The organism is Micromonospora sp. NBRC 110037 (assembly GCF_001652995.1).
In the GTDB taxonomy this organism is placed as follows: Bacteria; Actinomycetota; Actinomycetes; order Mycobacteriales; family Micromonosporaceae; genus Micromonospora; species Micromonospora chalcea.
Genome location: NZ_BBVA01000005.1, coordinates 31728 through 53024, shown reverse-complemented (window position 1 = coordinate 53024; position 21297 = coordinate 31728). Strand labels below are relative to the sequence as shown.

The following is a 21297-nucleotide window of genomic DNA, read 5'->3' as shown; positions in this document are numbered from 1 at the left end:
CGGTGACCATCGCACCGCACCACACCGACAGTCACCATTCGTCCCGACCCGCGACGGAGTGGGCCGCGGCGCGGGCGCTGGCCCACCGGCTCCCCGCTCCCCTGCCCGCGGAGTCGGTACCGCTGGCCTCCGCCGCCGGCCGGACCCTCGCGGCGCCACTGGTCGCGGCGGTCCCGCTGCCCGGGTTCGACAACTCCGCGATGGACGGATACGCGGTGCGCGGTCCGGGCCCGTGGCGGGTGGTCGGCCGGATCCTGGCCGGTCGCACCCACGCCGTCGCGCCCCTGGTCGAGGGGACCGCCGTAGAGGTGGCCACCGGCGCTCCCGTCCCGGCCCGGGCGGACCGGGTCGTGCCCTACGAGATCGCCGACCGGATCGGTGACGTCCTGCGGGCGGTGCCGGGCGACCGTCGGCACATCCGGAGCGCGGGCGAGTACGCCGCCCGCGGTCAGGAACTGGTGCCGACGGGTTCGCCGGTCACGCCGGCGGTGCTGGGGCTGGCCGCGAGCGTCGGCCTCGACCACCTCACCGTCCGGGCCCGACCCCGGGCCCGCCTGGTGATCAGCGGCGACGAGGTGATCCACGCCGGCCGTCCCCCGTGGGGCAGGGTCCGGGACGCGATCGGCCCGATGCTGACCCCGCTGCTGTCCGCCTGGGGAGCGGACCTCCTGGGTCCTCGGATGGTCGGCGACCAGCCCGACTGGTTCGCCGAGGCGATCGCGGACAGCACGCGAGAAGCAGACGTGACGGTCGTCTGCGGGGCGTCCTCCGTCGGCCCGGCGGACGGGCTGCACGCGTCGCTGCGGCACCTCGGGGCCGTGGCGCACGTGGACGGGGTGCGGTGCCGGCCCGGGCACCCACAGATCCTGGCCCAGGCCGGGGCCCAGTGGATCGTCGGCCTGCCGGGCAACCCGTACGCGGCGCTGGTCGCCGCGCTCACCCTGATCGACCCGCTGCTCACCGGGCTGGCCGGACGGCCGCCGGCCGATCTGGACACCGCCGTCCTCACCGATCCGTTGCGCCTCGACGAGCGGAACACCCGGATCGTGCCGGTTCGGCGCGGCGCGCGGGGCGTGCGGCTGGTCGACGGGGCGCACCCGGGATACCTGGGCGCGGCGGCGGACGCCGACGCGCTGGCCGTGGTGCCGCCCGGTTGGCGTCCCGGCACCCCGGTCGGTCTGCTCACCCTGCCGTGACAGGTGGGGACGTCCTCCTGGCCGGGTCTTCCGGCCCTGCCGGGGTGGGTTGGCTCGAGCGAGGCTCGTACCGGTGAAGCGGACCGCCGCATTCCCCTTTGACGCCGCGACAGCAGCACGACAATCCTGACGGAGTTGAACGATGACCAGCATCCGTGACCAAGCCGGGTCCACCGCCCCGGTCGGGCGTCCCGAGGCCACCTCCGGCGCCGCCCTCCAGCTAGCCGTGGCCACCCTCGGTTTCCTGGTGAACTTCTGGGCATGGGCCCTGCTCGGTCCGCTGGGCCCCGGCATCAAGGAACGGCTGGGGCTCGGCTTCGCCGCGCAGTCCCTGCTCGTCGCGGTGCCGGTGATCGTGGGCTCGCTGGGCCGCATCCCGGTCGGCGCGCTCACCGACCGGTACGGAGCCCGGGTAGTCTTCCCGCTGGTCACCGTCGTCACCATCGTGCCGGTGCTGACCCTCACCACGGTCTCCTCCTACCCGGCGCTGATCGTGACCGGCTTCTTCCTCGGCATCGGCGGCACCGCCTTCGCCGTCGGCGTCCCGCTGGTGTCCGGCTGGTATCCGCCGGCCCGGCGCGGCTTCGCCATCGGCGTGTTCGGTGTCGGCATGGGTGGCACGGCGATCGCCAACTTCACCACCGTCCGGCTGGCCGACACCTACGGGGAGCGGGCCCCGTTTCTGCTGGTCGCGGCGATCCTGGCGGCGTACGCGGTGCTGTCGTTCTTGCTGCTGCGCGACGCGCCGGGCCCGGCCCGGCCCACCGGGTCGGCCTGGCAGCGGCTCGCCGACGTCGCCCGGCTGACCGTCACCTGGCAGCTGTGCTTCCTGTACGCGGTCGGGTTCGGCGGGTTCGTGGCCTTCAGCGTGTACCTGCCGGCGTACCTGCGCACCGCCTACGGGCTCGACGCCGCGGACGGTGCGCTGCGGACCGCCGGGTTCGTCGTGCTCGCCGTGCTGGCCCGCCCGGCGGGCGGCTGGCTCTCCGACCGGCTGCACCCCGTGCCGGTGCTGGTGTGGTGCTTCGCCGGGGTGGCCGGGTTCGCCGTCGTGCAGGCCTTCCAGCCGGCCCTGATGCCGGTCGCCACGGTCGCGCTGCTCGGCATGGCGGTGCTGCTCGGCGCAGCCAGCGGCGCGGTGTTCGCCTTGGTCGGCAAGGTCGCCCCCGCCGACCAGGTGGGCGCGGTCACCGGGCTGGTCGGGGCCGCCGGCGGGCTCGGCGGGTTCGTGCCACCTCTGGTCATGGGCTGGGTGTACGGGTCGCAGGGCTCCTACGCCATCGGGCTGATGCTGCTCTCCGACGTGGCGCTGGCCGCCGCGGTGTTCACCGCGGTAAAGATGGGAGGCCTGGCCCGCCTCGCCGGTTGACGGTCTCGGTGCGGGCTGACCGGTGCCGGGTCTGGCCACTGACCGCTTCGTCAGGGCCGGGTCCGTCGAATGAACGGTGTGACCCGGGTCGTCGACGACGTGGCCATGGCCCACACCGGCATCATGGCTGGAACCCGCAACCCGTACGTCTTCCGCGGCCTCATCTACTGCGCCGCCTGCGACCGTCGCCTGCAGGGCCAGTACAACCACGGCGACGCCTACTACCGCTGCCGCTTCCCGCAGGAGTACGCCCTCGCCAACCAGATCCCCCATCCCCGCAACGCACATCGGCGGACAACCCTTGCGTAACGGCTTCCAATGGGCCGACCTGACCAGCTGATCCCGATCGCCCTCACCACGCCGACGCTGTCGGTCGATGCACTGGAGCGTGCGGTCGCGGGCATCGGCTCCGCCGCGGCCCGCGCCGTCAGCCGGACGGAGACGGCGTGGCGGCCTCCGAAGCAGGGCGAGTTCCCGGCCATTTCGTCCGGGAACTGGCCGGTCTGCGCGGACGAGCCCGAGGGCGAGGTCGGCCAGCAGGTCCCGCCTGCGACGGCCTCCTGGTCATGTCTGCTGGGCCGGGCGCGGGGTACGACCAGAGCCGGCCCGCCTCGGTTCAGGCCGCCACAGCCAGGAGCGAAACTGAGCCGCTCCCACTCCCGGCCCCGCGGGCACGGCAAGCCCGAGGGGGACGCCAGCAGGCTGCGACCCACCGGCCGCCGCCCGGTAGATGTCGAGACGATACCCACTGGGTAGGCTCCGAGATCGGCGCGGTGGTTGACAGTGGCACTGAGGGACAGGGCCGCCGTCAGCAGGGATGAAGGGCGGGCCCCCGGGGGGGCGGCCTTGTTCTCAGGGTTGGCTCGACGGGACCGGAGCGGATGCAACTGTGAAAGGCAACCAGCGGACTGGCGATGCGAGCGCTGCCGCATCCACGCTGGACCTGAACCCGCTTCAGAGTCGGCAGAGCCTACGCGAGGACGTAGCGCACGCCCTGCGCGCGGCTATCGTGGCTGGCAGCTTGAGGCCGGATTCGACCTACTCCGTCCCGATGCTTGCCGGACGCTTCGGCGTCTCGCCCACGCCGGTTCGCGAAGCGATCCTCGACCTGGCCAAGGAGGGCTTGGTCTCGATCGTCAAGAACAAGGGATTCCGCGTCAAGGCCCTCAGCGAGCGGGATCTGGACGAGATCACTCAGATTCGGGAGCTTCTCGAGATTCCGGTGGTGGCCGACCAGACGGGCAGACTGTCGGAACCGCAGGTGCGGGAACTGCGGAGGTTGGCGGACAACATCGTTTCTGCTGCCGGACGTGGGGACCTGGTGGCGTACATCGAATCGGACAACGCCTTCCACCTGACACTGTTGCGTGCCGCCGGGAATCAACGGCTGGTCGAGACGGTTGCCGACCTGCGCAATCACACCCGTTTGTACGGTCTCGACGCACTGGTGGAGAGTGGAGGTCTGGTCGACTCCGCGAACGAGCATCTCGAGTTGATCGAGCTCATCGCCGGGGGTGACCGTGAGGCCGTGGTCGGCCTGATGCGACACCACTTGCGGCACGTCCGGGGCATCTGGGCGGCCCGTCGTGAAGACTAGGGCCACCGTGCTCTGTTAGCACGTCCGCCATGCTGGCTGCCGCCCCCGGCCGCCAGCATGGCACCTCGGGGCCACACCTACTGTGCTCGCCGGCAGCGGCCGGCCCGTCATCGCATGCGGTCATGCCCTCAGCACGTCATCGACTGACCTCGAACGCGCCAGGGCCGGGCCGATTCACCTCTTGACGGGGCGGGCGCAGCCACTATGGTGCTATGTAACATATTACTGATGGAGGCCGCATGGAAATGGCGCCGTGGCGTGGGGTTCTCGTAGCGACCGCTCTACCGTTCCACGCCGACCAGGGCATCGATTTCGGTGCTTACGCTGCACATGTCGGGTGGCTCGCTGACAACGGCTGCCATGGCGTTGTCCCCAACGGTTCCCTCGGTGAATACCAGGCGCTCAGCAGCGAGGAACGGGCTTCGGTGGTGCGAACGGCGGTGCAAGCCGCCCCTGATGGGTTCGCCGTCGTACCAGGCGTCTCGGCCTACGGTGCCGACGAGGCACGGCGCTGGGCCGAGCAGGCTGCGGAGGAAGGCTGCCCGGCCGTCATGTTGCTGCCACCGACGGCGTACCGCGCTGACGAGGCAGCAGTGCTGGCCCACTACCGGGAGGTGGCGAAGGCAGGTCTACCGATCGTCGCCTACAACAATCCGATGGACACGAGGGTGGACCTGACACCCGACCTGCTGCGGCGTCTACACGACGAAAATTTGATCGTCGCGGTCAAGGAGTTCAGCGGCGACGCCCGCCGGGCGTACCAGATCGCCGAGACGGCGCCTGGTCTCGACATCCTCGCCGGCGCGGACGACGTCGCGCTCGAATTCCTGATCGCGGGCGCAGTGGGATGGATTGGCGGTTACCAGAACGCCATTCCGGCAAGCTGCGTTCGCCTTTACGAGGCCGCGACGGCGGGTGATCTCAGGACGGCAGTCCTCCTCTACCGGGCACTGCATCCGCTGCTCCGTTGGGATTCGCGCACTGAGTTCGTTCAGGCGATCAAGCTTTCCATGGATGTAGCCGGTCGTCCCGGCGGCTTCACGCGCCAGCCGCGCCAGCCACTGGCCTCCACCGACGCCGCGGTCATCCGTACCACGACCGAACGGCTGCTCGCGGCAGGGCACCGCTGATGCGCAGTAGCCGCCTCATTCACGTCGTCGACTCCCACACGGAGGGAATGCCCACCCGGGTGGTGACCGGAGGCGCGCCGCTCCTGCCGGGCGACACCATGGCGCAACGTCGGGAGTACCTGACGAACCACCGCGATGACCTGCGCACGTTTCTGATGTACGAGCCGCGCGGGCACTCCGCCATGTCGGGTGCGATCCTCCAGCCGCCCACCCGCCCGGACGCCGACGTCGGTGTGGTCTTCATCGAGGTGTCGGGGTGCCTGCCGATGTGCGGACACGGTGCGATCGGTGTGGCTACCGTACTGGCAGAGACCGGGATGGTGCCGGTCACCGAGCCGGTGACCACGATCCGCCTCGATACGCCGGCCGGACTGGTGGTGGCGTCTGTCAAGGTCGAGCAGGGCCGCGCCACCGCTGTCACCATCCAGAACGTTCCTTCCTTCCTGGTGGAACAGGACGCGCTGGTCGACGTCCCCGGCTACGGCCACGTCCGTTACGACCTCGCGTTCGGCGGCAACTTCTATGCGATCGTCGACCTGCCGGAGCTGGGCCTGCGACTGGATCGCACGGACAAACAACGGCTGCTGGAGGTGGGCCTCGGCGTCATGAGAGGCGTGAACGACACCGCCCGGCCCGTGCACCCCGAGCAGCCGCACATCTCCGGATGCCACCACGTCTACCTGACGGCGGAGGGGGCGACCGCCCGGTTGTCACGCCACGCCATGGCCATCCATCCCGGCTGGTTCGACCGATCCCCTTGCGGGACCGGCACGTCGGCGAGGATGGCGCAGTTGCACGCCCGCGGGTTGCTTCCCCTCGGACAGGAATTCGTCAACGAGTCCATCATCGGCAGCCGGTTCTCCGGTCGGCTGGTCGATACGACCACCGTCGCCGGTCGGCCCGCGGTGGTGCCGACAGTTACCGGGCGGGCGTGGCTTACCGGTACCGCCCAGTTCTTCCTCGACCCCGAGGATCCTTTCCCGGCGGGATTCATGTTGTGAGTCTCATTCAGAGCCGTTCTCCTCAGAAGCCGGACGATGTCGTCGCGGAGCGTGCCCCGGTCACTCCTGATCGTGTGCGGAAGCTCGCCGATTCGGTCCGTGTCGCGCAGGACGCCTGGCGCCGTCGGGATCCCTCCGGCCGCGCCGCCGCCCTGAGCGGGGCGGCGGACCGGCTGCGGGCTCGGGCCGGTGAAGCGGCTGCCCTGATCGTCCGCGAGGTGGGCAAGCCGGTCGTGGAAGCGAACGCCGAGGTCAGCCGGGCCGCTGCGATCCTCGACTACTACGCACAGTCCTGCTTCGCGGCGATCGGCGACCTGCTGGCGCCGACGCTGCCGGCGAATCAGCCGGGACTGCTGTTCACCGAACGTCGGCCGCGGGGCGTGGCCGGTCTGATCACGCCGTGGAACTTTCCACTGGCCATCCCCCTGTGGAAGGCCGCACCGGCCCTCGCCACTGGTAACGGAGTGCTGCTCAAGCCGTCACCCGAGGCGCTGGCTTGCGGCGAGTTGGTGGCGGGCCTGTTCGACGGGCTGCTGCCCGACGATCTGCTCCATGTCGTGCCGGGAGGTGCGGACACCGGACAGGCCGTCGTCGAAGCGGCTGACGTCGTGTCCTTCACCGGCTCCGCGACGGTCGGCAGGGGTGTCGCCGCCGCCGCCGTTCGCGCCGGGCTGCCGGTGCAGGCGGAGATGGGCGGACAGAACGCCGCGGTCGTGCTGCCGGACGCCGACCCGGCCACCACTGCCACGATGCTGGCAGGTGCCGCCATGGGATATGCGGGCCAGAAGTGCACCGCGACCCGGCGGATCATCGTGGTGGGCGATGCCACCGCGCTCACCGAAGCCCTGGTGGCCGCGGTGGCGGGGCTACGCGTCGGCGACCCGGCCGATGCCGGCGTCGCAGTCGGTCCCGTCATCACCGACGCCGCGCGCCGTCGAGTTCTGGACGGCGTCGCGGCAGCCCGCGCGGCAGGAGGCCGGGTTCTCACCCGTCTCACGTCCCCGGGTGACGGCCTCTATGTGGCGCCGGTGCTGCTCGATTCGGTCGACCCCGGCCATCCGGTCGCGTGCGAGGAGACGTTCGGCCCGCTGGCCAGCATCTTCACCGTGCCGGACCTGCCCGCCGCGGCCGCTCTGGTCAACCATGTTCAGTACGGGCTGGTGACGTCCGTCCACGGCCGCGACATCGGCCGGTTGTTCGAGGTGGTCCGGGCCGTCGACACCGGTCTCATCCGGGTCAACACGCCCACTACCGGAGTCGATTTCCATGCGCCGTTCGGCGGTGAGAAGGCGTCCAGCCAGGGCCCTCGAGAACAGGGCACAGCCGCACTGGACTTCTACACCTCGTTGCGCACCATCACCCTCTGCACTCCCCCACCCAATCCCGCCGAGGAGGCCGCATGAAACGGGTCGACCTGCACACCGGTAGTCATGATCTGCCGGTCAGCCCCGCGCTGGAGAAGTTCATGCTCTCCGGGTGGGCGGACAGCGAGCAGTACGTCACACAGGTCGACGAGGTCGCCGGCTGGGCCGCGGCACGCCGGAGACAGCTGCACGGCCGTTTCTCCGGGGAACGGCTCGTCGTCCCGGCCGGAAGCTTCAAGAGGCGTTCCAACGACCAGCACTATCGGTTCCGCCCGCATTCTGCCTATGTCTGGCTGACCGGCGACCAGTCCTCAGACGGGGTCCTGGTCATCGAGCCGGACGGCGAGGAGATGCTCTATCTTCGCCCCCGATCCGACCGGAGCACGCCCGAGTTCTTCCGTGACCGGATGTACGGGGAACTGTGGGCCGGACGCCGGCCCACCTTGGGAGAGAGCCGTCGGCGGCTGGCTGTGACGACCCGTCATCTGGCCGAGCTGGAATCGGTTCTGTCCGGGCGGGGCGTTCCGACCCGCGTGCTGCGTGGAGTCGACGTGCACGTGGATGGGCTGACGGCCGACGCCGCGGGGCCGGGCGACCTGGAGTTCGCCGCGGTACTGGATGAGATGCGGCTGGTCAAGGACGACTGGGAGATCGGCCAGCTGGAAGAGGCGGTAGCCATCACCACCCGCGGTTTCGAGGACATGGTGCGTGCCTTGCCGATGGCGAAGCGTACGTCCGAGCGTTACCTGGAGGGGGTGTTCTGGCAGCGAGCCCGCCTGGAGGGCAACGACGTCGGATACCACTCGATCGTGGCCGCCGGTGCGCACGCCGCCACCTTGCACTGGATCGACAACGACGGAGCGGTCCGCGACGGGGACCTGCTGCTGCTCGACGCCGGTGCCGAGACGAGGTCGCTCTACACGGCAGACATCACTCGGGTTCTACCGGTGTCCGGCCGGTTCAGTCCGCTGCAACGCGATCTTTACGAGTTGTGCCTGAAGGCGAACGACGCAGCTCTGGACTGCCTCAAGCCGGGCGCCGACTGGCGTGCGTTCCATCAGGCGGCGATGACCGTGCTGGCGTACGGCCTCGCCGACCTGGGCGTGCTGCCTGTGTCGCCGGAACGCGCCTTGACCGAGGAGTCTGGGCTCTACCGGCGGTGGACGCTGTGTGGATCAGGCCACATGCTCGGTCTGGACGTCCACGACTGCGCGGCTGCCCGCGCTGACAGCTACCTGCACGGACGGCTGGCTGCCGGCCAGGTTCTCACTGTCGAGCCCGGCCTCTACTTCCAGCCTGACGACGAGTTGGTTCCGGCTGAGCTGCGCGGAATCGGGATTCGGATCGAGGAGGACGTTCTCGTCACCGACAACGGCTGTCGAGTCCTCTCCTCCGGGCTACCTCGACGTCCCGACGAGATCGAGGCATGGATGCACCGGGTGTCGTCGTGATCGACGCCGGCGCCGACGTGGTGGTGATAGGCGCCGGGATGACCGGTGCCGCCTGCGCCTACTACGCCGCCCGGGCCGGCCTGACGGTGACAGTGGTGGACCGGGCGGGCGTCGCGTCCGGCACCACCGGGGCCGGCGAAGGCAACATCCTCCTGTCCGACAAATCACCCGGACCGGAACTCAGCCTGGCGCTTCATTCCGTCGCGCTGTGGCGCGAACTGGGCGAGACGGTGGGCGATGCGCAGATCGAACTGGAGCGTAAGGGCGGACTGGTGGTGGCGGCCTCGGCGACAGAGCACGACACGCTGGCGGCGTTCGCGGACCGCCAGCGTGCTGCGGGCGTCGAGGCGCACGCCGTCGCCTCGCATGAGTTGCCCGGCTACGAGCCGCACCTGTCCCCCCATCTCGTCGGTGCGGTGCACTATCCCCAGGACATGCAGGTCCAGCCCATGCTCGCCGCCGCACACCTGCTCCGTGCGGCCCGGGCAACGGTACTGACCGGCACCTGCGTCGTCGGCCTGCTCCGGGACGGCACCGGGGGGATTCGAGCTGTGCGGACTGATCATGGCGTGCTGTCAACGACCAGGGTGGTGAACGCCGCCGGCGTATGGGCTGGCAGAGTCGCCGCGTTGGCGGGCGTCGAACTGCCGATCCTGCCTCGACGTGGCTTCGTCCTGGTCACCCAGCCGCTGCCAGAGCTCGTGCGGCACAAGGTCTACGCCGCCGGCTACGTTGCGAACGTCGAGCGCAGCACCGCTGGGCTGGAGATCTCCCCGGTGGTGGAGGGGACTCGCGCCGGCACGATCCTGATCGGGTCCAGCCGGGAGCATGTCGGCTTCGACCCGGCCATGTCTCTGCCGGCGCTGAGAGGGCTCGCAGCGGCTGCGATACGCCTGTTCCCGATCCTGGCCGACGTCTCCGCGATCCGCGCCTACCGGGGTTTCCGGCCGTACAGTCCGGACCACCTGCCGATCATCGGCGCGGACAAGAACGTGCCGGGGCTCTACCATGCCACCGGCCACGAGGGCGCCGGTATCGGCCTCGCCCCGGCGACCGGGCACGCCATCGCGGCACTGCTGACCGACCGCCGCCCGCATGTAGATCTACGACCGTTCGCACCGGAGCGTCACCATGTTCACCTTTGACGGCCGCTCGATCCCTCACGACGGGCGGCAGAGCGTAGCCGCGGCTCTTCTGTCCGCCGGGATCCGATCCTGGCGGAGCACACGCGTCGAAGGGCGACCCCGGGGGGTCTTCTGCGGCATCGGCGTGTGCTTCGACTGTCTCGTCACGGTCAACGGTGTGCCGTCGCAGCGGGCCTGTCTGGTGGTCGCCCGCAGCGGTGACGTGATCGAACCTCAGGACGAGCGGCGGGAGAGGACATGAGCACGTACGACCTGGTGGTGATCGGTGCAGGACCGGCCGGTCTGGCCGCGGCGGTCACGGCGGCCGACGCCGGCTGCCGGGTGGCCGTCCTGGATGCCGGGCCGCGTCCCGGCGGACAGTACTGGCGGCACCGATCCGGAGCGGATGCCCACAGCCACACGGACTGGGCGGTGTTCGCCGGTCTGCGCGCACGGTTCGACCAGCTCCATCACCACCCCGACGCGGCACTGTGGTTCGTCGAGTCTCGCTCGGACGACGTCGGTCCGCAGTTCGCCGTCCACACGCACTCCACGGTCGTGTACGGCCGGCGACTCGTCATCGCCACCGGAGCTCATGACCGGGTTGTCCCTTTTCCAGGTTGGGATCTGCCGGGGGTGGTCACCGCAGGTGGAGCTCAGGCCCTGCTGAAGGGTCAAGGGGTGGTGTTCGCGCGACGCGTCGTCGTCGGGGGTACCGGACCGTTTCTGTTGCCGGTCGCGACCGGCTTGGCCGACGCCGGCGCCACGGTGGTCGGCGTGTACGAGGCGAACGACCCTGTCCGGTACGCACGGCATGTCGGTGCGGTTCTCGGCGCAGCGAGCAAGTTGACCGAGGCAGGCCGGTACGGCTGGCGCATGCTGCGCCGTCGGGTGCCGTATCGGCGGCGTACGGCTGTGGTGGCCGCGCACGGCGACGAGCAGCTGACCGGGGTGACGGTGGCGGCGATCAGCCCGCTGGGCTCGGTGGTGCCCGGCAGCGAGAGACACGTCGGCTGCGACGGTCTCGCCGTCGGCTTCGGCTTCACCCCGCAGGTGGAGGTGGCTGTCGCCCTGGGATGCGAGACATTCATGGACCGCGACGGCAGTCTCGTGGTGAGGATCGGGCCGGATCAAGCGACCTCGGTACCGGGCGTGTATGCAGCGGGCGAGGTGACCGGCGTCGGCGGGGCGAAGCTGGCGCTCGTGGAAGGGCACCTCGCCGGGGACGCGATCGCCCGGTCTCTCGGTCGTGCGGAGCCGCTGTGTGCGGGTGAGCGCAGCCGGCTGCTGCGGATCCGGCGTCGACTGCGTCGTTTCGCGGCGGCTCTGCACGCGGTTCATCCCGTGCCGGCGTTCTGGCCCGACCTGTGTGAGGACCAGACGCTCGTCTGTCGGTGCGAGGAGGTGTCGGCAGGCGCTGTTCGGCAGGCGGTGCGTGAACTGTCCGCGGGCGATGCCCGGGGCACGAAGCTGTTGACCCGCGCCGGCATGGGCTGGTGCCAGGGGCGAACATGTGGTTACGCCACAGCATGCCTCACCGCCCGAGAGGCGGGACGGCCGGTGAGTTCGGTGGATCTTCAGGGACATGCGTCTCGTACGCTGATGCAGCCGATCACGCTTGCCGACCTCGCCGGCGACGACTGATCTCGCGCACGACGAATCACGGCCGGCGCGGAGGTGCCCTCAGCATTCGATGACGTTGACGGCGAGGCCGCCCCGCGCGGTCTCCTTGTACTTGACCTTCATGTCCGCGCCGGTCTCCCGCATGGTCTTGATGACCTTGTCCAGCGACACGTGGTGCACCCCGTCGCCCCGCAACGCCAGCCGGGCCGCGGTGATCGCCTTGATGCTGGCCACCGCGTTGCGCTCGATGCACGGGATCTGCACCAGGCCACCCACCGGGTCGCAGGTCAGCCCCAGGTTGTGCTCCATGCCGATCTCGGCGGCGTTCTCCACCTGCTCCGGCGTACCGCCCAACGCCTCGGCCAGCCCGGCCGCCGCCATCGAACACGCCGAACCCACCTCACCCTGACAGCCCACCTCCGCACCCGAGATCGAGGCGTTCTCCTTGAACAACACACCGATCGCGCCCGCCGCCAGCAGGAACCGCACCACGCCCTCCTCGGACGCGCCCGGCACGAACCGGGTGTAGTAGTGCAGCACGGCCGGGATGATCCCGGCAGCCCCGTTCGTCGGCGCGGTGACCACCCGCCCGCCCGCCGCGTTCTCCTCGTTGACCGCCAACGCGAACAACGTCACCCAGTCCATCGCGCGCAGCGGGTCCCCGCTTCCGGTCTCCGCCTCCAGGCTGCGCCGCATCTCCGCCGCGCGCCGCCGGACCTTCAACCCACCCGGCAGTACGCCGTCACGGGTGCAGCCGTTCTCCACGCACTCGCGCATCACCCGCCAGATCTCCAGCAACCCCGCCCGCACGTCCGCCTCGCTACGCCAGGACACCTCGTTGGCGAGCATCACCTCACTGATCGACAGACCCGTCTCGGAGGTGACGGTCAGCAGTTCCGCGCCGGTGAGGAACGGATGCCGTACCCGGGTGCTGTCCGCCTTGATCCGGTCCGCCCCGGCGGCCGCCTCGTCCACCACGAACCCGCCACCCACCGAGTAGTACGTGCGCGTCCGCACCTCGTTCCCGGCCACGTCGTACGCCGCGAACGTCATCCCGTTCGGGTGATACGGCAGCGAGCGCCGGCGATGCAGCACCAGATCCGTGTCCGGATCGAAGACGATCCCCTGACTGCCGAACAGGTCGAGCCGCCGCTGGGTGCGGATCCGCTCCACCCGCGGCCCCACCGAGTCGGTGTCGACGGTCTCCGGGACCTCACCCTCCAGCCCCAACAGCACCGCCCGGTCACTGCCATGCCCGTGACCGGTCGCGCCGAGCGAACCGAACAACTCCGCCCGTACCCGCGCCACGTCGGCGAGCTGCCCGTCGGCCTTCAGGCCCGCCACAAACGTACGAGCCGCCCGCATCGGCCCGACCGTATGCGAGCTGGACGGCCCGATACCGACACTGAAAAGATCGAAAACACTGATCATCGCGCGCATGCTCCTGTCATCGCCACGGACGACGGTCTTCGGTTCCGCGTGACCGCCCATGGCTGCCTGGTCCGCGGCGAACGATGCCGGAAGCTCCGCGTCGCGCTCAGTCGGCGGCGCCAGGCTTGAAGGATCGAGCCAGGAGGAGCAGGTTCGCGGGCTTCTCGGCAAGCCTGCGGGTGAAATATGCGTACCAGTCCTGTCCATACGGCAGATACACCCGCACGCGGTACCCCTCCCCCGCAAGCCGCCTCTGCTCGTTGGCGCGGATGCCGTACAGCATCTGGACCTCGAAATCGGTGGTGCTCCGGCCACCGGCGCGGGCGAGCCCGATGGCGCTGTCGATCAGGCGGGGATCGTGGGTCGCCACCATGGGATAGCCCTGGCCCTGCATCAGGATCCGCAGGCACCTGTCGAATGCCTCGTCGATCTGACGCCGTCGCGTATATGCCACTGACGCCGGCTCCGCGTAGGCTCCCTTGACCAGGCGCACCCGGCTCCCTGCGTACGCGAGGCGCTGGCAGTCCGCCGGGGTACGGTGCAGGCACGCCTGCAGCGCCACGCCCACCCAGGGAAATTCGGTACGCAGTTCGTCCAGCACGGACAGCGTCAGGTCAACCGTGGTGTGATCCTCCATGTCGAGGGTCACCGTGGCGCCGGCGGCAGCCGCAGCGGCACAGATGTCGCGCGTCAGCCGATACGCGTGTCGGCGACCGTCGTGGGGCAGCGCGCTACCGAGCGCCGACAGTTTCACCGACACCTCGGACGTACCGGGCATCCGCATCTCGGAGAGCAGGCTGAGATACGCGTCGCGTACGGCGGCGGCCTGCTCGACTGTCGTCGTTCCTTCGCCGAGATGGTCGATCGTCACCCGCATCCCGGATTCGACGATGCGCCGCGCCACTGCGATCGCCTCGTCGTTCACCTCGCCGGCAACGAACCGTTGCACCACACCCCGGGTCAGGGGGGATCCGGCGACGATTCTCCGGAGTCGGTGACTGCCGGCTGCCAACAGCAACAGCTTGTTCGGCAATTGGGGTCCTTTCTCGGGGCTGTCGTCGCCCTCAGGCAGCAGAGCGTGACGAAGCGATCTACCACCCGCGGAAGCTCGGGTTCCCCGTACGGTCAGGAGGTGTGGCCGGGATGGAGGGGGTGCCGATCGACGAGGCGAGCCACCCGCGTGCGTAGCGACGTGTCAGCCTCCCTGGCGGTCAGGGCAGCGGCGATGATGTCGGCCACCTCCATGAAGTCCGCTTCGGAGAACCCTCGGGTGGCGAGACCGGAGGTGCCGATCCGTAGCCCGGAGGTGACCATCGGCGGGCGGGGGTCGAACGGCACGGCGTTACGGTTGACGGTGATCCCGACGCCTTGCAGCAGCCGCTCCGCCTGCGCGCCATCGAGATCGGCGTGGCTCAGGTCGACCAGCACCAGGTGCACGTCGGTGCCTCCGCTGACCACCCGGATGCCGGCCTTCGCGACCTCGGCGGCGCAGAGACGATCAGCAACGATCTTCGCTCCGGTCAGGGCTCGCCGCTGCTGATCCTGGAACTGCGGTTCTCCGGCGATCCGGAAGGCCACCGCCTTCGCGGCCACGACATGCGCCAGCGGACCACCTTGCTGGCCTGGGAAGACCGCCGAGTCCAGCCTCCGCGCGAGATCGGTGTACGCGCTGAGGATGGCGCCGCCCCGAGGGCCGCCGAGGGTCTTGTGCGTGGTCAGGGTGACGACATGGGCGTGAGGCACCGGGTTGGGATGCAGGCCGGCCGCGACCAGCCCGGCGAAATGGGCCATGTCTACGAGCAGGTATGCACCCACCTGATCGGCGATCCGCCGGAATCGGGCGAAGTCGAGCGTTCGAGGGTAGGCCGACCAACCGGCGATGAGCAGCTTCGGCCGATGCTCGCGCGCCAGTTCTTGGACCTCATCCATGTCGATCAGGTGGTTCTCGGCGCCTACCCGATAGCTCACGGCCCGGTACAGTCGCCCCGAATAGTTGATGCGCATGCCATGGGTCAGTCGACCGCCGTGAGCGAGGTCGAGCCCGAGGATGGTGTCACCCGGCTGGATAAGAGCAGCCATCACGGCGGCGTTCGCCTGCGATCCGGAATGCGGCTGCACGTTCGCGTAGGTGGCGCCGAACAGCCGCTTGGCCCGGTCGATCGCCAGGAGTTCGATGTCGTCGACATGCTCGCATCCGCTGTAGTAGCGCCGCCCCGGGTAGCCCTCCGCGTACTTGTTGGTGAGGGCCGATCCCTGCGCCTGGAGGACGGCTCGGGGCGCGAGATTCTCGGAGGCGATCATGCCCAAGGTCTCGTGCTGCCGGCGTAGCTCCCGGCCGATCGCCTCGGCGACGGCGGGGTCGAGATCGGCCAGATCATCGTCGAAGGCTGCCATCGGGGCCTACCGCGACTCGTCGGAGAAGGCGCGGTACTCGTCCGGCGACATCAGGGAAGGCACCTGCGCCAACCGGACCCGCAGGAGCCAGCCTTTGCCGTACGGATCGGCGCCGATCAGGCCCGGATCGGCGATGACCGCCTCGTTGACGGCGACGACCTCTCCACTGACCGGGAGGTACAGCTCCGCGACCGACTTCGTGGATTCGACCTCTCCACACACGTCACCGGCAGTCAGCTGGCTCCCCGGCTCGGGCAGTTCCACGTAGATGACATCACCGAGCGCTTCGGCGGCGAAAGCGGTGATGCCCACTTCGGCCGGCTGAACCGAGTCGTTGACCCACTCGTGGTTGGGGCTGTACTTCAGGTGTTCCGGTACGTTCATGACGCTGAACCCTCGCAAGGAATGGCCGCGGATCACCGCGGACGACGGTAGAACGGAAGAGGGACGATCTCGACCGGCTCGGTGGTCCCCCGGACCTGCACGGCCAGCCGGATGCTGTCGCCAGTGCCGGCACGGATGCTGGCCATCGCGATCGGCCGCTTGAATGTGGGTGAAGGGGCGCCGCTGGTGATGAGGCCGACCGGATCAGCGCCATGGCCGTCGTCGGTCAGCGTCACCACCTGCTGGCCCGCTCGGGGAATTCTCTGCCCGGACGCGACGAGGCCGACAAGCCGACGGGTGACACCGCTCTTGTGGGCCTCGGCCAGTGCGGCTCGTCCGACGAAGTCGCCTGGTTTGACGAAGGACACCACCCGCCCCAGCCCGGCATCGAACGGGGTGACGTCACGGCCGATCTCTGCGCCGTACAACGGCATTCCAGCCTCGATGCGGAGGGTGTCGCGGCACGCGAGCCCCGTGGGCGTCAAGCCGTGACGCCGACCGGCCACAAGCGCTGCTTCCCACGTGCGGACCGCGTCTTCGGCGTGTACGAGCAGTTCGAAGCCGTCTTCGCCGGTGTAGCCGGTACGAGCGACGACGGCTGGACGACCGTCGATGTCCAGTAGCGCTGCGGTGTAGTAGCGAAGTCGGGTGAGTCCCGTACCGGTCAGGGCTTCCACGATGGGGGCGGCGCTCGGCCCCTGCACCGCGATGATCGCCCGCTCGTTCGTGCGGTCGGCGGCCCAGGCCGCGTAGTCCGCACAACGGGTCCTGATGGCCTCATAGACGACGCGTGTGTTGATGGCGTTGACGACCAGCAGGTACCGGTGCGATGCGAGGCGATAGGCAACGAGGTCGTCCAGCACCCCGCCGGCGGCGTCGCAGAGCATGGTGTAGCGCGCGCCGCCGATCGGTACGGCAGACAGGTGTCCGACCAGAGCGTAGTCCAGCGCTGTCGGGGCCTCCGGCCCCGTCACCTCGATCTGACCCATGTGGCTGAGATCGAAGAGGCCGGCCTGTTCGCGTACGGCGCGGTGCTCAGCGAGCTCGCTTCCGTAGCGGAGGGGCATCCGCCAGCCGCTGAAGTCGGTGAATCGAGCTCCGTGTTCTATGTGCGATGCATGCAGAGGTGAGCGGAGCAGAGCCGCAGGGTCCTGGTGCACGGGGGCGCTCCTCGTCCCGACGCACGCGGCGTCGATCGGTCGGTTGCCTCCCGCTCTGTCATTGACCTGAGAGCTTCACCGCTGCGTCAGCGGCTTGCACCGTGGGTGAGACGACGGTCGTCTGCTTTCCAGAGTTACCTCGCCTGCACGGTAATGGGGCCTGAGAGTTTCTTGGGAGTTTGCTCCTTCGGCGCTCCGAATGAACGGAGTCTCTCCCGTGCAGGTTCGAATGGTGTCTATGTAGTTGTGAGTCATTCGCAGGTTAGGTGACCGCACATACCGCGTCAACATCATCCTGCCCATAGCTGACGCCTATATATCGCGTCGGATCGCTACGACGCTGCGGGATGGGCGTGGGGATTGGCCCGCCACCATCGGGCGAAGGCAGCGTTGTCGTTCACGTGATCCAGGTAGGCCCGGGTGATGGCCTGGAACAGGGCGCTGCTCTCTGCATGGGTCAGCGCATCGCGCCGCCAGACGACCACCAGCCTGGCCAGCAACTGCGGCTCCCCGCGCAGCGGCAGCACCCGAGTCCCGGCGGCCGGGGCCCAGGTCGGGTCGACCAGCCGGACACCGTCTCCGGCGGCCACCAGTGGGTGCGCGGCGCCACTCGGCGCTTCGTACCGGATCTTCGGCTCGAAACCTGCGGCGCGGCAGGCCCGTCGCAGCGAGGCGAGTGAGCCGTCGTCCGGCCCCGGCGGGCACACCCACGATTCGTTTCTCAGGTCGGCCAGCCGCACCTGCTCGTGGTGGGACTGCGGGTGGGAGGCGGACATGGCGACAAAGATCGGGTAACGGGGGATCAGCGGCCGGCTGGTGAGCGTGGGACCGATCGGCAGCTCGAAGCCCTCAAGGATGCCCAGCAACGCGGCATCCAACTGGCCTCGGGTGAGTGCCTCCACCAACAGGCGCGAGGACGGCTCGATCTGCAGCGCGATCTCCGGATCCGGGAACGCTTCCGCGACATGGCGTACGAGACTGCCCGCGCAGGCGATGTGGACGGTGCCGAGTCGGAGCAGGCCCGGAATGGGGTGCCGGTCGCCGAAGTCCTCGACGAGCGCGTCGACCTCGGCCAGCACGACGCGGGCGCGCTGGAGCACCTGCTTGCCGAGTTCGGTCGGTTGCATACCGGTACGGCTTCGGACGAACAGCGGCCCACCGACCGTCTTCTCGATCCGATGCACCTGGGCCGTCAGCGCGGGCTGCGACAGGCCCAGGCGGGCGGCGGCGCCGGTCACGCTTCCGGCCTCGGCGATGGCACTGATCGCCCGCAGGTGGCGCACATCGATGCCCATGACCGAGATTATGCACGCGACCGCAGGCAGTGCGGCGGCCACAGGGCAGGCGGGCGCGCCGCCCGGCGACTCTCGCCGGGCGGCGCGCTCATACCCATCACATGTGGTTCAGTAGCGCGTGCTCACCGTGGCGCCGGAGCAGGCGGTCTTCCCGTAGAGGCTGATGTAGTGGTACCCGGCGGCCGGGCTGGGGACGGCCAACGACTCGGTGTTGCCGGCCCCGGCGGAGGAGCGGGTGGCGTTGCTGGTGGTGGCCCAGCTCGACGGACTGTAGTAGAGATCGCAGTTGCCCGTGCCGCCGGCTACGGCAATGGTCAGGGTGCTGACGCCGGCGGGCAGGTAGATGTACAGGTAGTCGTAGTTGCCCGCGGTCGCGGAGCGTCCACTGCGCTGGCAGTTGCGGTCGAGGGTCCGCGTGTCGGTGCCGCTGCATTCCGGCACGGTGGTGCCGCCGCCCGTCGTGACCGAGATCGTCTGGGACGATCTCGCGGTCGCTCCCTGGTTGTCGGTGACCGTCAGTGAGACGGTGTAGGTGCCGGCCGTAGCGTAGGTCTTGCTGGGGTTGACGGCCGACGAGGTGCTCCCGTCCCCGAAGGCCCACTGCCGGGAGGCGATGCTGCCGTCGGCGTCCGTGGACCGGTCGGTGAAGGTGGCGGTGAGCCCACTGGTCGTCACGGTGAACGAGGCGGACGGGGGCTGGTTGGTCGGGGGCGGCGTGGTGCTCCCGCCGCAATCCCCTGCCGCGCAGCGCGTCAGCCAGGCGTCGAAGTCCGCGTCGTAGCGCGAGCCAATGGTGCTGGTGAGGTACGTGCGGGCGGCGTTGAATGCCCCCGATCGGTAGTATCCGAGCACTGTCGTCATGTCCGGCCGATGGGACTGCATCATGTACCGCACGGCCAGGTAGCCCCAGTTGTAGATGCGCGTCTGGTCGTTGTTGTAGGTGGTGTCGAACAACGTACGCAGCGCATAGGTGTGGTTGCCCGCCTGGTTCTGGGCGCTGGTGTAGGTGACGTTCCGGTAGGAATAGGAGACGTACTCGGCGAAGCCTTCGATCCACCAGATGGTCGGTGTGGTGATGTTGGCGCTGAAGTCGCCGTACATGTTGAACCGGCCATCGAGGTAGTGGGTGTACTCGTGGTTGAGGTTCCAGATCTGGAAGGCCGGCCGGACCCACTCGGCTTCGTAGGCGATGAACCTTGCCTGGTTGTTGGGGTCTGACGGGTTGCCCTCCAGGTACATACCACCGTTGTTCGTATCGATGCCGTAGATGGCGCCCGCGTAGGTCTGGTAGTCGGTGCTCGAGTTGAAGACGACCACCTCGATGTCGGTGTTGACATCGCCTGCCACCGGCCCGCTGTCTGCGACCAGGCTGTGGAAGTAGGCGTCCTGACCTTTCAGGCTGGTGCAGGACTGGCTCAGTTCAGCCGAGGTCATGTCCTGCGCGACGATCTTGATCGACGGACTGCACGTGTAGTTGATCGTCAGGACAGAGCTGGTCAGCTGGGCGGAGAGGTTGCAGGTGGTGTAGTAGGAGCAGTTGGCGACGTCGTATGCCTGGGTCATCTCTGCGACGCCGACCCAGAGCGGCGCCGTCGGGCCGGTCATGTTGCTTCGCGAGAGAAGCGCCGACGCCATCGGCCGCACGATGGGACTGAGCGGGGCGTGCTGCAGGAATCGTCCGAGTTCCCGGCCCGCGTTCGACGTGAGGTAGCCGTTGTCGGTGCCGAGGAGACCGGCGTGGGTGTTGGCGAAGTTGTACAGGTTGTCGAGCACGGTGCGGTCGGCCTGCACGGCGGAGACGAACGCGGGCACCTGGTGGCCTCGGAACAGCACCGTGTAGACGTTGTTGACCGCGTTGAGCATGTACCAGGACGAGGTGTACGACGAGTTGAAGCCGGTCAGGAGCCGGTTCACCACGAACAGGTATCGGGCGTTCTCCTGTGCGCTGTCGATGAGCGTCACCGCCTCCGCCAGGGTCTCACCGTTGGCGTCGGTCACGTCCCAGGCGCGTGGGTTCGCGAAGAAGGCGTCGAGCGCTGAGCGGATCGCGGTCTGCAGTGCCGGCCCGTAGGTTCCGACGCTCGTGTCGTACCACTGCACGTAGTAGCCGGCCCGCAGGTAGAGAACGAGCTGGGGCATGCCGGTGGAGGGGTTACCCGGGTAGCCGGGCGAGCCGTCGCGCACCGCGTACGCGACGCTTGCCATCTGCGCCTCGCGGAAGGCGTTGTAGGCATCGCTGCCGGAGAGGCTGAACAGGCTGTTGATGCAGTCGACCGTGGATCCCTTGATCTGGCTGACCAGCGCCGACCCCGTTCGGCTGGTGAAGTCTGCGGTGCTGCAGGCGGCAGCGGCGGCGCGAGACCCGGCGTCCGACGGCCGAGCGCGTCGCTTCGGGGTTGCCGGGCGGTCGTAGTCGACACGGGCGGCGTCCTTCGCGGCCGGCTGCGGCGGGCGCTTGTGTACGGGGAGCGCCTGCTCGCTCACATGGTCTACCCGGTCCTTGCCCCGAACAGTCGCATCGCCCGCTGCCGGCGGTGCCGCATCGGCCTTCCTGGCCTGCTGCCCGGGTGGCACGGGCCGCGCCGAGTTCGCGGCGGCCGGCGGCGCGATGACGCCGCAGGCGAGCGTCAGCGCGGTGAGCGCGCCGAACAGCTGACCTAGTCTTCGCCGCAATGGGTGTCCAGACATGCTCTCTCCTCATGGGCGAGGGTGTGATCCAGCAAAGGCGCTGACGCACTTCGATGGATGCTTGGGGGGTGGACGCTAGCCAGGCGGCTC

Annotated in this window: 18 protein-coding genes and 1 riboswitch; of the genes, 11 read left to right on the top strand and 7 right to left on the bottom strand. The window is 69.3% G+C overall.

Features of this window, described 5'->3' with window-relative positions:
- Window positions 1-2 precede the first annotated feature (2 nt).
- The 11 genes from A4R25_RS16555 (at window position 3) to A4R25_RS16510 (ending at window position 11876) form a co-directional block, all read left to right on the top strand.
- Entirely contained in the window at window positions 3-1196 is a 1194-nt protein-coding gene (locus A4R25_RS16555; protein WP_064447295.1) for a molybdopterin molybdotransferase MoeA, read from the top strand.
- A 142-nt stretch (window positions 1197-1338) separates the two neighbouring features.
- Complete coding sequence (locus A4R25_RS16550; protein WP_064447294.1) at window positions 1339-2565, top strand: nitrate/nitrite transporter; 1227 nt, start codon at window positions 1339-1341, stop codon at window positions 2563-2565.
- A 69-nt stretch (window positions 2566-2634) separates the two neighbouring features.
- Window positions 2635-2874: a zinc ribbon domain-containing protein gene (locus A4R25_RS16545; protein WP_064447293.1), complete on the top strand. Its 240-nt coding sequence runs from the start codon at window positions 2635-2637 to the stop codon at window positions 2872-2874.
- Between the two features lie 580 nt (window positions 2875-3454).
- Window positions 3455-4162, top strand: a complete 708-nt coding sequence (locus A4R25_RS16540; RefSeq protein WP_082931043.1) for a GntR family transcriptional regulator — start codon at window positions 3455-3457, stop codon at window positions 4160-4162.
- A gap of 239 nt (window positions 4163-4401) precedes the next feature.
- A complete protein-coding gene (locus tag A4R25_RS16535; protein WP_064447292.1) occupies window positions 4402-5292 on the top strand; it encodes a dihydrodipicolinate synthase family protein in 891 nt (296 codons plus the stop codon).
- Entirely contained in the window at window positions 5292-6293 is a 1002-nt protein-coding gene (locus A4R25_RS16530) for a proline racemase family protein (RefSeq protein WP_064447291.1), read from the top strand. The genes A4R25_RS16535 and A4R25_RS16530 overlap by 1 nt, the downstream gene beginning before the upstream one ends.
- Window positions 6290-7696, top strand: a complete 1407-nt coding sequence (locus A4R25_RS16525) for an aldehyde dehydrogenase (protein WP_064447290.1) — start codon at window positions 6290-6292, stop codon at window positions 7694-7696. The genes A4R25_RS16530 and A4R25_RS16525 overlap by 4 nt, the downstream gene beginning before the upstream one ends.
- Complete coding sequence (locus A4R25_RS16520; RefSeq protein WP_043325422.1) at window positions 7693-9108, top strand: aminopeptidase P family protein; 1416 nt, start codon at window positions 7693-7695, stop codon at window positions 9106-9108. The genes A4R25_RS16525 and A4R25_RS16520 overlap by 4 nt, the downstream gene beginning before the upstream one ends.
- Window positions 9105-10253: an FAD-binding oxidoreductase gene (locus tag A4R25_RS16515; RefSeq protein WP_197494919.1), complete on the top strand. Its 1149-nt coding sequence runs from the start codon at window positions 9105-9107 to the stop codon at window positions 10251-10253. The genes A4R25_RS16520 and A4R25_RS16515 overlap by 4 nt, the downstream gene beginning before the upstream one ends.
- The gene (locus A4R25_RS30695) at window positions 10240-10494 is read left to right on the top strand and encodes a (2Fe-2S)-binding protein (protein WP_082931042.1); all 255 of its coding nucleotides are present in this window, start codon (window positions 10240-10242) and stop codon (window positions 10492-10494) included. The genes A4R25_RS16515 and A4R25_RS30695 overlap by 14 nt, the downstream gene beginning before the upstream one ends.
- The gene (locus A4R25_RS16510) at window positions 10491-11876 is read left to right on the top strand and encodes an NAD(P)/FAD-dependent oxidoreductase (protein ID WP_064447288.1); all 1386 of its coding nucleotides are present in this window, start codon (window positions 10491-10493) and stop codon (window positions 11874-11876) included. The genes A4R25_RS30695 and A4R25_RS16510 overlap by 4 nt, the downstream gene beginning before the upstream one ends.
- A 39-nt stretch (window positions 11877-11915) precedes the next feature.
- Here the strand turns inward: A4R25_RS16510 and A4R25_RS16505 are convergent, their stop codons facing one another.
- The 7 genes from A4R25_RS16505 to A4R25_RS16475 form a co-directional block, all read right to left on the bottom strand.
- Entirely contained in the window at window positions 11916-13286 is a 1371-nt protein-coding gene (locus tag A4R25_RS16505; RefSeq protein WP_064447517.1) for an L-serine ammonia-lyase, read from the bottom strand.
- Window positions 13287-13392: 106 nt separating this feature from the next.
- Window positions 13393-14319, bottom strand: coding sequence for a proline dehydrogenase family protein (locus tag A4R25_RS16500; RefSeq protein WP_043325427.1), 927 nt, complete (start codon window positions 14317-14319; stop codon window positions 13393-13395).
- A 92-nt stretch (window positions 14320-14411) separates the two neighbouring features.
- A complete protein-coding gene (glyA, locus tag A4R25_RS16495) occupies window positions 14412-15680 on the bottom strand; it encodes a serine hydroxymethyltransferase (RefSeq protein ID WP_064447287.1) in 1269 nt (422 codons plus the stop codon).
- Between the two features lie 6 nt (window positions 15681-15686).
- A complete protein-coding gene (gene gcvH / locus A4R25_RS16490; protein WP_064447286.1) occupies window positions 15687-16064 on the bottom strand; it encodes a glycine cleavage system protein GcvH in 378 nt (125 codons plus the stop codon).
- A 32-nt stretch (window positions 16065-16096) separates the two neighbouring features.
- Window positions 16097-17224, bottom strand: coding sequence for a glycine cleavage system aminomethyltransferase GcvT (gene gcvT, locus A4R25_RS16485; RefSeq protein ID WP_064447285.1), 1128 nt, complete (start codon window positions 17222-17224; stop codon window positions 16097-16099).
- A 138-nt stretch (window positions 17225-17362) separates the two neighbouring features.
- A riboswitch (glycine riboswitch) is annotated at window positions 17363-17452 on the bottom strand.
- Window positions 17453-17556: 104 nt separating this feature from the next.
- On the bottom strand, window positions 17557-18519 hold the full coding sequence (locus tag A4R25_RS16480) for a LysR family transcriptional regulator (RefSeq protein ID WP_043325432.1): 963 nt from the start codon (window positions 18517-18519) through the stop codon (window positions 17557-17559).
- A gap of 108 nt (window positions 18520-18627) precedes the next feature.
- Window positions 18628-21207, bottom strand: a complete 2580-nt coding sequence (locus A4R25_RS16475; RefSeq protein WP_064447284.1) for a collagenase — start codon at window positions 21205-21207, stop codon at window positions 18628-18630.
- Between the last annotated feature and the right edge of the window lie 90 nt (window positions 21208-21297).

Coding starts and splice junctions, on each gene's coding strand:
- A4R25_RS30695 (WP_082931042.1), top strand. CDS start 10,240: ATGTTCACCTTTGACGGCCGCTCGATCCCTCACGACGGGCGGCAGAGC.
- A4R25_RS16535 (WP_064447292.1), top strand. CDS start 4,402: ATGGAAATGGCGCCGTGGCGTGGGGTTCTCGTAGCGACCGCTCTACCG.
- A4R25_RS16550 (WP_064447294.1), top strand. CDS start 1,339: ATGACCAGCATCCGTGACCAAGCCGGGTCCACCGCCCCGGTCGGGCGT.
- A4R25_RS16475 (WP_064447284.1), bottom strand. CDS start 21,207: ATGTCTGGACACCCATTGCGGCGAAGACTAGGTCAGCTGTTCGGCGCG.
- A4R25_RS16480 (WP_043325432.1), bottom strand. CDS start 18,519: ATGGGCATCGATGTGCGCCACCTGCGGGCGATCAGTGCCATCGCCGAG.
- A4R25_RS16520 (WP_043325422.1), top strand. CDS start 7,693: ATGAAACGGGTCGACCTGCACACCGGTAGTCATGATCTGCCGGTCAGC.
- gcvH (WP_064447286.1), bottom strand. CDS start 16,064: ATGAACGTACCGGAACACCTGAAGTACAGCCCCAACCACGAGTGGGTC.
- glyA (WP_064447287.1), bottom strand. CDS start 15,680: ATGGCAGCCTTCGACGATGATCTGGCCGATCTCGACCCCGCCGTCGCC.
- A4R25_RS16545 (WP_064447293.1), top strand. CDS start 2,635: ATGAACGGTGTGACCCGGGTCGTCGACGACGTGGCCATGGCCCACACC.
- A4R25_RS16530 (WP_064447291.1), top strand. CDS start 5,292: ATGCGCAGTAGCCGCCTCATTCACGTCGTCGACTCCCACACGGAGGGA.
- A4R25_RS16510 (WP_064447288.1), top strand. CDS start 10,491: ATGAGCACGTACGACCTGGTGGTGATCGGTGCAGGACCGGCCGGTCTG.
- A4R25_RS16505 (WP_064447517.1), bottom strand. CDS start 13,286: ATGATCAGTGTTTTCGATCTTTTCAGTGTCGGTATCGGGCCGTCCAGC.